The organism is Cellulosimicrobium sp. Marseille-Q8652, from assembly GCF_965112045.1.
Map to the genome: position 1 here is coordinate 1,569,760 of NZ_CBCOPS010000001.1, position 14,534 is coordinate 1,584,293.

The window sequence follows — 14,534 nt, forward strand, 5'->3', positions numbered from 1 at the left end:
GCCGACGCCCCGGGCGACGCCGTCCGCGGGCCCCGCGACGCGTCGTCGGGCGCGGAGCGCGCCGGGGACGTCGCGCCGGCCGACCGCCTGCACGCCGACGGGGTCACGCTCGGGTACGACGACCGCGTCATCTCCTCGGGCCTCGACGTGACGATCCCCGACGGGTCGTTCACGGTGATCGTCGGGCCGAACGCGTGCGGCAAGTCGACGCTCCTGCGGGCCCTGTCGCGACTGCTCAAGCCGTCGCGGGGCGAGGTCGTGCTCGACGGCCGGGCGATCTCGTCGATCCCGGCGAAGGAGGTCGCGCGCCGGCTGGGCCTGCTGCCGCAGACGTCGATCGCGCCCGAGGGCATCACCGTCGCGGACCTCGTGGCGCGCGGACGGTACCCGCACCAGAAGCTGCTGCGGCAGTGGTCGCGCGAGGACGAGGCCGCGGTCGTCGAGGCGATGGCCGCCACGGGCGTCACCGAGCTGTCGGGGCGCCTCGTCGACGAGCTCTCCGGCGGGCAGCGCCAGCGCGTGTGGGTCGCGATGGTCCTCGCGCAGGAGACCCCGATCCTGCTGCTCGACGAGCCGACGACGTTCCTCGACATCGCGCACCAGGTCGAGCTGCTCGAGCTGTGCGCGGACCTCAACCGCGACCGCGGCAACACGCTCGTCGCGGTGCTGCACGACCTCAACCACGCGTGCCGCTACGCGACGCACCTCATCGCGATGAAGGACGGCGCCGTCGTCGCGGAGGGGGCGCCGGGCGACGTCGTCACGGCGGCGCTGGTCGAGGAGGTCTTCGGCCTGCCGTGCCGCATCATCGACGACCCGGTCACCGGGACGCCGCTCGTCGTCCCGGAGGTGCGGCCGCGCCGCGCCTGACGACGGTCGCGGCCAGGTCGGACCCCGCGTGCGGGTCCTCGCTCAGACGAAGCCGAAGAGCGGCGGGACGACGAGGACGACGGCGGCCGCCCAGACCGCGTAGACCGGCAGGAACCGCGTCTGCCAGCGCACGAGCGCGTCGAACGGCCGGTGCCGCAGGAACCGGACCATGAGCAGGGCCGACCCCACGAGGTGGACGAGCAGCAGCAGGTTCAGGCCGAGCGCGACGGCCTTGTTCGGGCTCACGCCGAACTCCGCGATGCGCGTGAGCATGGCCGTCAGCGCGATCGCGTCGACCGCGAGCGCCCCCACGACGAGCGCGAGCTGCAGACCGTCGAACAGGGTCGGCGGCGCGAGCGGGTCGCGCGCCGAGACGGAGTACAGCAGCAGGCACACGACGAGGACGAGGATGCCGTCCATGAGGATGAGCAGCTCGCGGTCGACGTCGGCGAGGTTCCCCGACGTGGCGAGCACGGCGAACAGCGCGACGAGCATGACCACCGTCAGCGGCGTGAAGACGCGCGTGAGGACCGGGGCGATGTTCTCGACGACGTTCTGCTTCGCCTCGACGAGCCACGCCGCGACGACGAGCGCCCCGGGCACGCAGAAGGGGAGGATCCAGTCCTCGAGGTACGGCTCCAGGTCGACGTCGGCGAGCGAGAACACGCCCGCCGTGAGCCCGACGAGCACGCCGCCGCCGAGCGCGAGGAGCGTGAAGTACACGGCGAGCTCGCCCGTGAAGCGCGCGAAGTCCATGCGCCGCGCGTCGGAGCGCCACCGCCCGCCGACGTACGCGACCCCGACGAGCGCCCACAGCACGACCGGCGTGTGGACCGCGGCGATGATCTCGGTGGACCCGCCCGGGACGAACGGGTACGCGGTGAGCACGACGGCCAGCACGACGAACGGCACGAGCAGCATCAGCCCGACCTGCCCCGTGAGCCGGCGCTTCCACGCGAAGTAGCCGGCGAGGAACGGGAAGACCAGCAGACCGACGTTGCGCAGGATCGTCCACTCGTCGTCGACGAGCGAGGTGGCCGTCTTGACCGCGATCCCGGCACCCACGGCCAGCGCCAGGACGACGGCGAGCTCCCGCCACGAGCGCGCGCCGTCCGCCGGCGCCTCGCGCACGAGGACGAGCTGCTTCCAGAGCCGGTCGGAGTGCTCGCGCGCGAACTCGCGCGAGACGGCGTCGAGGTCACCCATGCGCTTCACGGCGACGAGGAACGCCTCCTCGTCGTCGAGGCCCGTCGCGCGCAGGTCCTCGACGCGCTCGCGCAGGTGGTCCTCCATCTCGTCGACGTCCGCCGCCGAGATCGCCTCGCGCCGCCGCACGTACCCGCGCCACTGGTCGATCTGGGCCTCCAGCTCGGCGTGCGGCGCGGCGTGCGGCCCGGCCGCCGCGGGCGCCATCAGGCCCACCCCTCCGCGAGACGGGGCGGTCGCGCGGGGCCGGGCTGCGCCGCCTGCCACACCTGCTGGAGCGCGGCGGCGACGACGACCCACTGGTCCTGGCGCTCCGCGAGCGCCTCGCGGCCCGACGCCGTGATCGCGTAGTGCTTGCGGCGACGCCCGACGTCGGACACGCCCCACGACGCCTCCACGTGGCCGAGGCGCTCGAGCCGGTGCAGCAGCGGGTAGAGCATGCCGTCGGTCCACTGCATCCGGCCGTCGGACAGCTCGTCGACCCGCTTGAGGATCGCGTACCCGTACGACTCGCCCTCGGCGAGGATGCCGAGCACGAGCGGGGTGGCCGACGCCGCGACCAGGTCCTTGTCGATGCGCACGGGGCGCCTCCTTGGGTGCTTGCCTCGGTCTGCCAGGGGTTGGAAGCCTAGCAGACCTAGGGGTAGGAGTCCGAGGGATCCTGACTCGCCGAGGGCGTCAGCGGTCGTCCCACCACCGGAGGACGAGCGTCGCGCAGAGGGTCAGCCACCGCGACGGCTCACCGGGCGGGACGTCGACCTCGAACCAGACCCGTCCCGGGTGCCGGTGCTCCTGGAGCCACGTGCCGTCGGGCCGGCGTCGCGCGCGCACGACCCCGACGGCCTCCGCGAGGCGAGGATCGGGCGCGGTCCCGTCGAGGGCGGCTGCGCGCCGGAAGTAGTCGGTCGCGTGGAGCACGCTGTAGTACCACCGGAACGGGTAGGCGAACCGGGTGACCCAGTCGCCCACCTGCTCGCCCGTGGAGAGCCGGCGGAGCAGGTGGCGTCGCAGCAGGTACTCCTCGCCCGTGGCGCGCGCGGCACGCACCGCCTCGTCGCGGCCCGTGATCTCCTCGTACGCGAGGAGGCCGCGGAGCGTGTTGAGCGTCGAGTGGAACGACGACACGGTCGCGCCCTCGACCCACGCGCAGTTCCAGCCGCCGTCGGCCTGGCGGCCGTCGAGGACGCGCCGGCGCAGGCCCTCGACGTCCGCGCCGAGCCACGCGCCGTTGGCGAGCGTGAACGCGTTGATGCACCAGTCGACCTCGCCGTCCCAGTACGGCAGGTCGTCGTACTCCCAGCGGCAGCTCTCGGCCAGGAACTCGGCGGTGCGGCGCGCGCGCAGGACCGCCGGGTCGAGCCCCCACTCGCGCAGCGTGTTGAGCGACCAGGTCGTCGCCGTCCACGGCTGCCCCTCCTCCGCCCGGCCCTCCGCGTCGGTCGCGGCCGCGCCGCCCGGGAAGTAGGCGCCGCCCGCCCACCGCCCGTCGTCGTCCTGGTGCGCGAGCAGCCGCGCCCCGAAGCCCTCGGTCGCGACCCGGGCGCGCGTGGCCTCCCACACGTCCGACGGCGCGTGCAGCAGGTCGCGCTCGACCTGCCAGCGCAGCGCCGGGTCGGCGTCGAGCAGCCAACCGGTCAGGTCGTCGTCGCCCATGAGGTCGATCGTAGGCAGCGGCGGCCGCGACGGACAGGGCGTCAGCCGGCGGCCTCCGGCAGCGTGTAGTCGGCAGGGAGCGCACGGCAGCGGGCCGGGTCCGACGGTGGCGGGTCGAAGCCGTCGGGCCACCAGGTGGTCTCGTCGAACGAGGGCGTGGCCGGGTCGTCGTCCATGTTCCAGCACGTGCCGGTCACGTCCGCACCCTCGAGCGCTGCGCCGACGAGCCACGCCCCCCGGAGGTCGGCGCCGCGGAGGTCCGCGTCCCGGAGGTCCGCGTCGGCGAAGCTCGCGTCGTGGAGGTCGTGGTCCGCCGGGAGCAGGTCCTGCTCCAGCGGGTCGGTCTCGAGCTCCTCGGGCAGGAAGCGCCCTCGGAGCACCGCGCCGCGCAGGTCGGCGCCGGTCAGGTTCGCACCGCTGAGATCGGTGAAGCGCAGCTGCGCCCCGTGCAGGTCGGCCTCGTAGAGGACGGCGGACGTGAGGTCGGCGCCCGTGAGGTCCGCGCCGGACAGGTCGGCCTGCGTGAGGTCCGCGTCCTGCGCGTGCGCCATCCACAGGCTCGCCCCGGGCAACGAGGTCTCGAAGAGGCCCGCCCCGGTGAGGTCGGCACCCGAGAGGTCCGCGTCGTCCAGGGCGGCCCTCGAGAGGTCCGCCCGGGACAGGTCGAGCTCGGAGAGGTGCGCGCTGACGAGGTCGAGACTCGCGAACGGCTTGTCCCCTCCGTCCGCGGCCACGGACTGCTCACGCACGTACCGCAGGTTCTCCAGGCGCAACGCCTGCGTCGCACGCTCGGCCTCGACCTGCTCCGCCCGCCGAGCCCGGGCGTCGTCGAGCGCCTGCTCGCGCGTGGAGCGCCGGTCGTCGAGGAACGCCGCCACGGCGATCGCGAGCACGGCGAGCAGCAGGGCCATGAGGACCTCGCGGACCAGCCACGGCGGCTCGCGGTCGTACCAGGGTCGTCGCGCTCCCGCGCCCGGCCCGAGCTGGTGTGCGTCGATGTTCATCGCGACCTCGATCCGGACGGTCCCTCCTCCCAGGAGGGAGCCGCACGGCGACGGGCCGTGACACCGTCCGAGCGCCGCCGCCGCCCTACGCCCCGGCGACCTCGGTCGCCACGACGACGACGTTGTCGCTGTAGTGCCCGGTCCGGGCGTCGAACACCCCGCCGCACGTCACGAGCACCAGGCGGTGCGGGCCGTCGGCGCGGTAGACCTCGCGCGGCAGGCCGTCCGCCTTGGCGTACGAGCGGCGCTCGGCCACCGCGTAGGTCGCGACGTCCCCGTCGGCGGTGCCGACGCGGACCTCGGTGCCGAGCGGTGCCTCGACGAGCCGCACCATCGGTCCGGCCCCCACGCCCGAGGCGTCGACGTGCGCGGCGAGGACGACGGTGCCCGCCGGCGCCCCCGGCACCGCACCGCTCGACCACCACCCGACGACGCGCGGGTCGGGCGGGACGTCGAGCGCGCCGTCGGGCAGCACGCCCGCCGGCACGACGTCGGCCGAGACGTCGACGGCCGGGACGTCCAGGTGGACGGGCGGCGAGACGGCGACCCCGCTCAGGGTCGACCGCGGCACCGGACCCGGCGAGGGCGCCGACGAGGGCGCCGGAGCGGACGGCGGTGCCGACGGCGCGACCGTCAGCGGCGCCGCCCGGACGACCGGCTCCCCGGTGCCGGCGTCCGGGACGCGCAGCTCGGGAGGCTGCAGGACGAGCGCGACGCCGACCGCGATCGCGCACGCCCCGCCCCCTCCGAGGACGAGCGGTGCCCGTCGGCGACCGGGTCGGCGACGGGCCCGCGTCACGTCGTCCGCCGACGGCGGGTGACGACCAGGCCGGCCGCCACGACGCCGGCAGCGCCGACCGCGAGGAGCGCCAGGCCGATCGCCCGCGGGCCGGTGGCCGCGTCACCGCCCGTGCCGGCGGGCACGGAGGACGGCAGGCCGAGCTCCTGCGCGGTCGCGAGGAGGCCGTCCAGGTGCTTCTGCACGACGGGTGCCGCGGCGGCCGCCGCGTCCTTGACCGACTGCTCGGAGCCCTGCTCGACCTCCTGATCGCCGGCGGCGAGCGTCTGGCGGTGGGCGGTGATCTGCGACTCGACCCACGCCGTGTCGAACGCCTCGCCGGACCGGCTCGTCACGGACTCGAGGGTGGCCTGCTGCTCGGCGGTCGGCGCGTCGGGCAGCGTGACGCCGAGCTCGGACGCCAGCTCCGTGAGGTCGGCGTCGAGCGCGGTGTGGTCGTCGATGAGCATCTGCCCGTGGTGGCGGACGTCCTCCGTGGTCGCCTGGGCGACCGCGGCCTCGCCGGCGGCGATCTCGGCGAGGTTGCCCTGGTGGGCGGAGGCCATCCACTGCTGGTCCTGCTCGGACGGTGCGGCGGCGGCCGGTCCGGCGGCGAGCGCGACGGCTCCGACGGCGGCGGCGATGACGGCGGTGGTGCGACGAAGACGGGTCATGGGGTGCTCCTCGTGCGGCGGGGGTGCGGGGGCCCGCCTGCTCGAGCCGTCGTCCCATGGTGAGAAGCGGTCCGGCGGCACGCACGCGGGGAGGGGTCCTCGCCGGGTTGCGTGCGCTGCCGCTCCCGCCAGGGTGGGGGGACGGCGGGCCACCGGTGCCCGACGCCGAGCAGAGGAGACCAGATGAGCGTGCCGACGAGCGACCCGGGGCCGATCGCCGACGTCTACCCAGGCCTGCGGGTCGTGGACAGCGCCGGCGAGGACGTGGGCACCGTGGAGGACGTCCGCACGGGCGACGCCGTCCTCGACGACAACGCCCCGGAGGACAGGGGCGGTCTCGACGACCTCCTCGGCTCGGTGATGGACGCCGTGACGACCGGTGACGGCATCGCCGAGGCGGACCGCGAGCGCCTCCAGCGCCTGGGCTACGTGCGGATCGACGGCCCGGGGTTCCTCGGCAGCAGCCGGTACGCGGCCGCGGACGACATCGCGGTCGTCGAGGACGGCGTCGTGCGTCTCTCCGTCCCGGGCTCGCACCTCGTCGGCTGATCCCGCCACCGCTCGACATACCGAGCGGTATGCTCCTTCCTCCGCCGCCGGACGAAGGAGTCCCATGACCGAGAACCGCGAGACCGCGCTGCTCGCGACCGTGCCCGACCGCCTGTTCGTCGGGGGCCGCTGGCGCGCCGCCGAGGACGGTGCCGTGCTGGGGGTCGACGACCCCTCGACCGGGGAGCGCCTCAAGGACGTCGCGGACGCGACCGTGGCCGACGGCGTCGCCGCGCTCGACGCCGCGTGCGACGCGTTCCCGACGTGGGCCGCGACCCCCGCGCGCCGGCGCGCCGAGATCCTGCGCGGCGCGTTCGACCTCGTCCAGGAGCGCGCGGACGACCTCGCGCTCCTCATGACGCTCGAGATGGGGAAGCCGCTCGCGGAGGCGCGCGGCGAGGTCGCCTACGGCGGCGAGTTCCTGCGCTGGTTCAGCGAGGAGGCGCCGCGCGTCCAGGGGCGCTACGGCGCGAACCCCGCGGGGACCGGCCGCATGGTCGTCTCCCAGCACCCCGTCGGCCCGTGCTTCCTCATCACGCCGTGGAACTTCCCGCTCGCCATGGCCACGCGCAAGATCGCCCCGGCGCTCGCCGCCGGCTGCACGGTCGTCGTGAAGCCCGCGTCCCTCACCCCGCTGACGACGCTGCTGCTCGCGCGCATCCTCGAGGACGCCGGGCTGCCCGCCGGCGTCGTGAACGTCGTCACGACGTCGCGCACGGGCCCGGTCTCGGAGGCGGTCGTCCGGGACCCGCGCCTGCGCAAGCTGTCCTTCACCGGCTCGACGCCCGTCGGGCGCACGCTCCTCGAGCAGGCCGCGGGCGGGGTGCTGCGCACGTCGATGGAGCTCGGCGGCAACGCGCCCTTCGTCGTCTTCGAGGACGCCGACCTCGACAAGGCCGTCGACGGCGCGATCACGGCGAAGTTCCGGAACATCGGCCAGGCGTGCACCGCGGCCAACCGGTTCGTCGTGCACCGGTCCGTCGCGGAGGAGTTCGCGCGGCGCGTCACGGAACGGGTCGAGGCGTTCCGGACCGGACGGGGGACCGAGGAGGGCGTGACGATCGGACCGCTCGTCGACGACCGCGCCGTCGCGAGGACCGGAGCGCTGGTCGACGACGCCGTCGAGCGCGGCGCCACGCTCCGCACCGGCGGGACCGCGCTCGACCGGCCCGGGTCGTTCTTCGCGGCCACCGTGCTGAGCGACGTCGCGCCCGGGAGCGCGGTCCTGCGCGAGGAGATCTTCGGCCCGGTCCTCGCGATCGCCCCGTTCGACGACGAGGACGAGGCCGTACGCCTGGCGAACGACACGGAGTACGGGCTCGTCTCCTACGTCTGGACGCAGGACCTGGCCCGTGGCCAGCGCATGATCGAGCGCCTGCAGACCGGGATGATGGGGCTCAACGTCGGCGTCGTGTCCGACGCCGCCGCGCCGTTCGGCGGCTGGAAGCAGTCCGGGCTGGGCCGCGAGGGCGGCGCCGAGGGCATCCACGAGTACCTCCAGACGAAGTACACGCTGACGCCCGACCCGTTCGCGGCGCCCTGAGGGCGACGGACGGAGGCGTCCGGCGCACGCTTATACCTCCCGTCAGACATCCACGCACGTCAGACGGCCCGAACGTGTAGATGTCCACCCGGATTCGACGTAGTGTCTGCGGCGTGAACGTGTACCTCGTGCTGTCCCGCAGCCGCACCGTCCTGTCCCGGACGATCGCCCTGGCGACGCGCGACGAGTTCACGCACGCCTCGCTCGCGCTCGACCCGGGCCTCGAGCTCATGTTCAGCTTCGCGCGACGGCGGGCGAACAACCCCTTCGTCGGGTGCTTCAAGCGCGAACGGCTGGACGACGGGCTCTACCGCGGCATGGACGTCGTCCCCGGCCTCGTGCTGGAGATCCCCGTGACCCCGGAGCAGCACGCGGTCGTCTGCGCCCGCATCAGCGAGTTCCTCCTGGACTCGCACGCTTACTCCTACAAGAAGACCGGGCTCGTCAGCGTGCTGACGGGGCGCGGCTCGGAGGACGACACGCGCTTCGTCTGCTCGGAGTTCGTCTACCACGTGCTGCACGGCGCGGGCGTGTGCGACCTGGGCGTCGCACGCTGGCAGGTGCGCCCGCAGATGCTGCTCGACCTCCCCGGCGAGGTGGTCTTCCGCGGTGACCTCAAGGAGTACGCGGCGCGGCACCGGCCCGGCCTCCGGGGGGTCGCGTCGGCACCCGCGCTGACCTTCGCACCGACCCCGGCCCGCGCGCTCGCCTGACCGGTCGGGCGCCGTCGGGCACCGGCGCCTGCGGCAGCGCCCGGCCGGGACGAGCGGAGGGGCGGGGTCGAGGACCGGACGGCCCTCGACCCCGCCCCTCCGCGGGACGACCTGACCGGCTAGCCGCCGTAGGTCTCGAGCTCGGCGATGCGCGGCGTGCCCGACGCGCTCGTGATCACGAGGTTGATCTTCTTCGTCGACGTCGCCGGGAACGTGGCCGTCCCCGCGCCGGAGCCGGTCTTGAGGACCGCCCCCGTGTCGTTGTTCACGAGCCGCCAGGCACCGAGCGTGCCGCCGCCCGAGGCCGTGCGGATGACGACCGACGACACGGTCTTCGACGTGCCCCACTTGACCGAGATCGTGCCCGTGGAGCCGCTCGGCGACCAGTACGTGCTCGCGTCACCGTCGATCGCGTTCCCGTAGCTCGTCCCGCTCGCCTTGCTCGAGCCGTCCGCGCCCGCACCGATGCTCAGGTTCGTGCCCGACGGCGGGTTGGGCTCCGTGGGCTCGGTCGGGTCGGTCGGGTCCGTCGGGTCCGTGGGGTCGGTCGGGTTCGTCGGCTCGCCGCCGAACGTCACGCGCAGCGCGCCGTCGGACGCGAACGACCAGCCGAGCGCGCCGTCGTAGGCGCCGCACGCGGAGCCGTTCGACCCGCTGTAGAACGAGTTGCCGCCGGCATCAGTGCCGACCGTCTTGTCGTTCGCCCCGGAGTCGCAGGACACGTTCCCGCTGTAGCGGTGCGTGCCGGCGTCGAAGCTGAAGTTGCGCTCCTCGTTGCCGACGGCCACGTTCCCGCTCATGGTGATCGAGCCGGGGTTGGAGTTGTAGGTGAAGCCGTGCTTGCCGTTGTTCACGGCGAACGAGCTCCGCACGACGTGGTTCACCTTGATGTCCTCGCCGCCGAGCTTGAACCCGTTGCGGTCGCCGTTGCCGGCCTGGCCGCCGTTGGACAGAGTGCCGTTCTCGAAGGCGAGCGAGCTCTCGATCGTCACCGCGCCGATGGGCCCGGTGTCGGTCTTCGTGTACAGGTCCCAGCCGTCGTCGATGTTGTGGTGCGCGACGGTGTTGCGGAACACGTTGCCCGGGCCCGAGGTGAGCTTGGCCGCGAAGCCGTCCGCGTCCTCGCCGTCGGAGTCGACGTTGTCGTGCGACTCGCTCGACACGATGAGGTTGTTCGACGGCCACTCGCTCGAGGGCGCGCCCGCGACGAGGCGGGAGAGCTGGAGACCGGTGTCCCGGTTGTGGCGCGTCACCACGCGCTCGATGACGTTGTTGTTGCCACCGAGGAGGATCCCGTTGTCACCGGCACGCTCCACGACGATCCCGTAGACGTGCCACCAGTCGCCGCCGATCGCGAGACCGCGGTTGGCGGGGTCCTCGGCCTGCGCCGAGAAGTTCAGCACCGGCTTCTCCCCGGGGTAGGCCGACAGCAGCGTGCGGTTGCCCGACGTGCCGTCGTTGCCCGGCTCGATCGTCACGGTCTGCGACAGGTTGTACGTGCCGCCCCGCAGGAAGATCTCGCCGCCCGAGGCGACGCGGTCGATCGCGACGGGGAGCGTCGTCGGCGCGGCGAGCGTGCCGGCAGCGGTCGCGCTGCCGTTCGGCGCGACGTAGATCGTCTCGGCGCTGGGCGCCGGCGGGTCGGTCGGGTCCGTGGGCTCGGTCGGGTCGGTCGGGTCCGTGGGGTCCGTCGGGTCGGTCGGGTCGGGGGTCTGCGGCGTGCACGACCCGTCGGAGACCTTGAGGCCCTTGTTCGCGCCGGCCGTCTGGTTCACGAGGGCCGGGACGCAGCTCGCGCCGTCCATCGTGTACGCGTAGGGGATCGAGACGCTCGTCGTCGACGTCGGGTTCGGTCCGGCGGGCTGGATGTCGCCGCCGGGGGTGGACCACGTGATGTTGTCGAAGACGTTGCCCGCGACCTGCCACGTGCCCTTCTGGTCCGTGTAGAACGTCCCGAGGACGTCCTTCGAGTCCTCGAAGTAGTTGTTCTCCACCTTCGCCCGCGCCCCGGCGCGCGAGTTGATGCCCGACTCGTTGAGCTTGACGTAGTGGTTGTTGTAGATGTGCGCGATGCCGCCGCGCAGCAGCGGGGTGCGCGAGTCGAGGTTCTCGTACTTGTTGTGGTGGAACGTCACGAAGCCGTTCGAGGTGTCGCTCTCGCTCGAGCCGATGAGGCCACCACGGCCCGAGTTGCGCAGGATGCTGTAGGACAGCGTCACGTACTGGACCCCGGCCTTCATGTCGAAGAGGCCGTCGAAGCCCTCCGACTCGCCGCCCGACGCCTCGAGCGTGACGTGGTCGACCCACACGTTCCGGACGCCGCTCTCCATGCCGATCGCGTCACCGCCGTTGGAGGTCGGTGAGCCCGACTTCTTGACGTTCTTGACCGTGACGTTCTGGATGATGATGTTGCTGGCCTCACGGATGTGGATGCCGAGCTGGTCGAACGTGGCACCGCTCCCCACGCCGACGATCGTCACGTTGCTGATCTGCTTGAGCTCGATGACGCCGGCTGCGGTGTTGCAGCTCTCGCCGGAGACCTTCGCCGTGTTGCCGTGGTTGATCGTGCCCTCGACCTGGATCGTGATCGGGGTGTCGTCGCTGGCCCGGTTGCACAGGGCCGCGTGGATCTGCGTCCCCGTCGTGGCCCGCACGGTCTGGCCGCCGGCGCCGCCGGTGGTCCCCCCGTTCTGGGTCGCGTACCCCGTCGGGCTGCCGGTCACGGCCGCCGTGGCCGTCGTCGCCAGGGCGGTCACGCCCATGGCGGCCGTCAGGGAGATCGCGGCCCCCGCCGCGACGAGTCGTCGTGCGACTGGTCGTCTCATCGTTGCCTCACCTTTCGTCATCGAAATTCGGGCAGTGCTGGTGGAGCTGACGTGCTCCGCCGTCGGGTCTGGCTGACCCGAGCGCGCCGGCGCCGGCGGCGTCCGCTCCGGTGCGGACGGCCGTCGGTCTCGCTCTCACGTCCCCCTCGACGAGCACCGGCCGCCTGGGCGGTGCCCGCTCCGCCGTCGGAGCGGGCACACCCCTGGAGACCCGGAGGAGGACGGGTAACCGGTTTCTCGATCCTAAGAGACCGGTTTCTCAGACGCAACCCCGAGTTTTTTCACCCGATCCGGCACGTTCCGAGAAGTTTGCCGCCCGCGGCGGCTCGCGAGCCGCGGTGGAGGGATGGACCGGGCGCCGGAGGCGTCAGCGCGGGCCGACCGACGACGACGTCCCGTCGCCTCCGGACATCCGGTCGGCCTCGTCCAGCAGAGGCAGCAGGGTGTCCCGGAATGCCGTGTTCACCCCGGTGGACGACGTCACGTCGAGTCCTTCCAGGGCCCGTTCGATGTCCGCCCGGGCCTGCCAGCCGTCGCCCGTCGCGAGGTGGGCGATCGCCCGTGACCGGAGGGACATCCGGACGAGGGTGAGCCCCCGCACCTCCTCCGCGATGGCGATCGCACGGTCCGCCGCGTCGATCGCCTCGGCGGGCCGGTCGAGCGCGACCAGCGCCTCGGACATCCGGTAGTGCAGGGTGCTGACGAGGAGGGTCATCGCCCGCGTGAAGACCGGCGCCCCGGCGTGCACCTGGTCGTACGCGGCGCGGTACTCGTCGAGCGCCAGCTGGTGGTGACCGGTCGCCCGCGCGAGGTCGCCGAGGAGGGACGCGGCGCTCGTCGTGCCCTCGCTGTCACCGGCGAGACCGAACTGCAGCAGCGCGGTGCGACAGGCCTCGAGGCTCCCGTCGAGACCGTTCTCCTTGAGCATCCAGGAGAGGTAGAAGCTCGCCCAGCCCAGCTGCTGGTGGTCCGCCGACGCCTCGGCGGCGGTGACCGCGAGCCGCGCGAGCCGGAGCCCTTCCACGCGGTCCGACGACTCGACGACGGTGGCCCACACGAGGTAGCCCAGGTGCATGGCCTCGAGGCGCTCGTCCCCGAGGGCGCGCGACGAGTCCACCGCGAGGCCGAAGAACTCCGTCCAGTGCCCCCACTCCGCCCAGAGCTCCGAGAACCAGTGCATCGCGTCGGCCACGTCGACCACGAGGGTGTGCTCGCCGGCCCTCGCCGCCGCCTGCATCGCCGGCCACCAGTGGTGCTCCTCGAGGCGGATCCAGGCGTCGGCCGCCTCCGCGTCGGCGAAGGTCACGCCCGCCGGCCCGGCTCCCGCCGGCGACCGCTCCGGCTCGAACCAGGCACCGGCACGCTCCAGGCTCCCGAGCAGCCAGTGCCGCAACCGGTCGCGCCGTGCCTGCGTCGCCTCGGCAGCACCGTCGGCGTCCCCGTCGGACCGGGCAGCGTCGGCGTCGTCGGCGTCGGCAGCGACCCGTCGTGAGCCGGCGAACAGGCGCACGAGGTCGTGGAGGTGGTACCGGTTGCCGCCCCTGGCCTCCAGCAGGCCCAGGTCGGTCAGCTCGTCCAACCAGTCCTCGACCTCCCCGGTGCTCTCAGTGGGCGCGAGGGTCGCGGCGGCGATCCGGGCGTCGAAGGTTCCGGCGTCGAGCACGGAGATCGCGCGGAAGAGGGTCGCGACTTCCGGCTCGAGGTCCTCGTAGGACAGGGTGAACGCTGCCTCCACCGCCAGGTCACCGGCCACCAGCATCCGGAAGCGGTTCTCGGCGGACCTGATCCGCGCCGAGAAGTCGCCCGCGTGGACCGCCGGCGTGCTGGCGATCCGGTTCCCCGCGATCCGCATCGCCAGCGGGACGTGGCTGGAGAGCTCGGCGAGCTCGCGCAGGTCACCGGCGTCACGCTGGTCCGCCGGGATGATCTTCGCGAGGAGCTCGACGCTCTCCTCCGGCCGGAGGGGACCGAGCGTGATCCGGCGCACCCCCTCCAGGCCGGCGAGGGACCGCCGCGACGTGACGACGACCGCGCTGTCGGCGTGCAGCGTGAGGACGGGCCGGACCTGCCGTTCCGAGTCGGCGTTGTCCAGCAGGACGGTCACCGACGTCTCGGCGGTCACGGCACGCCACCTGAGCACCGCGTCGTCGAGGGTTCGCGGCACCGCCTCACCGAGGCCGGGGACCTGGCGCAGCAGCGCCCCGACGACCTGGATCGGGGTCAGGGGGGACGAGCTGAGGCCGTCCAGGTCGAGGAACAGGACCGGACGCAGGGACGGCTCGAGGCGGTGGATCGCCTCCAGCGCGGTCGTCGTCTTGCCGATCCCCGCCAGCCCGGAGATCACGACCGGTGCGACGCGGCCCTCTCCCGACGGCGTGAGGAACGACACGATCTCGGAGATCTCGCGCTCCCGACCGCTGAAGTCCCAGACCCGGTGAGGTGCGACCGCCGACGCGCGCGGCCCCTGCGCAGGGAGGGCTCGTCGGACCCGCGACTCGCGCAGCAGCGCCTCGCGGTCCGCGGACCCGAGCCGGAGACCGCGAGCGAGGGCGTCGACCGTCCGACGGTGGGGCGCGACGCTGACGCCGCGCTCGATGTCGCCGATCGTCCGCACGCTCACCCCCGAGCGTTCGGCGAGAGCCTCGAGGGTGAGGTCGGCGGACGTCCGCAGGCGACGGAGCTGCTCGCCGAGCGTGGGGGGTCGGTTCACCGGAGGTGA

The 14,534-nt window shown here is 73.5% G+C and carries 12 protein-coding genes; 4 read left to right on the plus strand and 8 right to left on the minus strand.

Translation table 11 applies throughout. The features are described from left to right. Positions 1 to 87 precede the first annotated feature (87 nt). Positions 88 to 870: an ABC transporter ATP-binding protein gene (locus tag ACWPWV_RS06875; protein WP_454042827.1), complete on the plus strand. Its 783-nt coding sequence runs from the start codon at positions 88 to 90 to the stop codon at positions 868 to 870. Positions 871 to 912: 42 nt separating this feature from the next. Here the strand turns inward: ACWPWV_RS06875 and ACWPWV_RS06880 are convergent, their stop codons facing one another. From ACWPWV_RS06880 to ACWPWV_RS06905, 6 genes are all read right to left on the minus strand, one after another. Continuing rightward, positions 913 to 2,283, minus strand: a complete 1,371-nt coding sequence (locus ACWPWV_RS06880; RefSeq protein ID WP_454042187.1) for a permease prefix domain 1-containing protein — start codon at positions 2,281 to 2,283, stop codon at positions 913 to 915. Next, positions 2,283 to 2,657 carry a PadR family transcriptional regulator gene (locus tag ACWPWV_RS06885; RefSeq protein ID WP_454042188.1) on the minus strand — a complete coding sequence of 125 codons (375 nt, stop codon included), beginning with the start codon at positions 2,655 to 2,657 and terminating at the stop codon, positions 2,283 to 2,285. Before ACWPWV_RS06885 ends, ACWPWV_RS06880 begins: the two co-directional genes overlap by 1 nt. Positions 2,658 to 2,754: 97 nt before the next feature. Further along, on the minus strand, positions 2,755 to 3,729 hold the full coding sequence (locus tag ACWPWV_RS06890; RefSeq protein ID WP_454042189.1) for a squalene cyclase: 975 nt from the start codon (positions 3,727 to 3,729) through the stop codon (positions 2,755 to 2,757). Between the two features lie 41 nt (positions 3,730 to 3,770). Next, entirely contained in the window at positions 3,771 to 4,733 is a 963-nt protein-coding gene (locus ACWPWV_RS06895) for a pentapeptide repeat-containing protein (protein WP_454042190.1), read from the minus strand. An 85-nt stretch (positions 4,734 to 4,818) separates the two neighbouring features. After that, a complete protein-coding gene (locus ACWPWV_RS06900; RefSeq protein WP_454042191.1) occupies positions 4,819 to 5,532 on the minus strand; it encodes a class F sortase in 714 nt (237 codons plus the stop codon). Beyond that, a complete protein-coding gene (locus ACWPWV_RS06905; RefSeq protein WP_454042192.1) occupies positions 5,529 to 6,185 on the minus strand; it encodes a DUF4142 domain-containing protein in 657 nt (218 codons plus the stop codon). Before ACWPWV_RS06905 ends, ACWPWV_RS06900 begins: the two co-directional genes overlap by 4 nt. Positions 6,186 to 6,368: 183 nt before the next feature. Here ACWPWV_RS06905 and ACWPWV_RS06910 point away from each other — a divergent pair, with 183 nt between their 5' ends. The 3 genes from ACWPWV_RS06910 (at position 6,369) to ACWPWV_RS06920 (ending at position 8,990) form a co-directional block, all read left to right on the plus strand. Further along, the gene (locus ACWPWV_RS06910; protein WP_454042193.1) at positions 6,369 to 6,734 is read left to right on the plus strand and encodes a hypothetical protein; all 366 of its coding nucleotides are present in this window, start codon (positions 6,369 to 6,371) and stop codon (positions 6,732 to 6,734) included. A 64-nt stretch (positions 6,735 to 6,798) separates the two neighbouring features. Beyond that, positions 6,799 to 8,277, plus strand: a complete 1,479-nt coding sequence (locus ACWPWV_RS06915; RefSeq protein WP_454042194.1) for an NAD-dependent succinate-semialdehyde dehydrogenase — start codon at positions 6,799 to 6,801, stop codon at positions 8,275 to 8,277. A 113-nt stretch (positions 8,278 to 8,390) separates the two neighbouring features. Then, entirely contained in the window at positions 8,391 to 8,990 is a 600-nt protein-coding gene (locus ACWPWV_RS06920; RefSeq protein ID WP_454042195.1) for a hypothetical protein, read from the plus strand. Between the two features lie 119 nt (positions 8,991 to 9,109). On the opposite strand, the gene ACWPWV_RS06925 is transcribed toward ACWPWV_RS06920, so the two are convergent. Further along, positions 9,110 to 11,815 (minus strand): pectate lyase family protein, encoded by a 2,706-nt coding sequence (locus ACWPWV_RS06925; RefSeq protein WP_454042196.1) that lies wholly within the window; start codon positions 11,813 to 11,815, stop codon positions 9,110 to 9,112. A gap of 367 nt (positions 11,816 to 12,182) precedes the next feature. Beyond that, positions 12,183 to 14,525: a helix-turn-helix domain-containing protein gene (locus ACWPWV_RS06930; protein ID WP_454042197.1), complete on the minus strand. Its 2,343-nt coding sequence runs from the start codon at positions 14,523 to 14,525 to the stop codon at positions 12,183 to 12,185. Between the last annotated feature and the right edge of the window lie 9 nt (positions 14,526 to 14,534).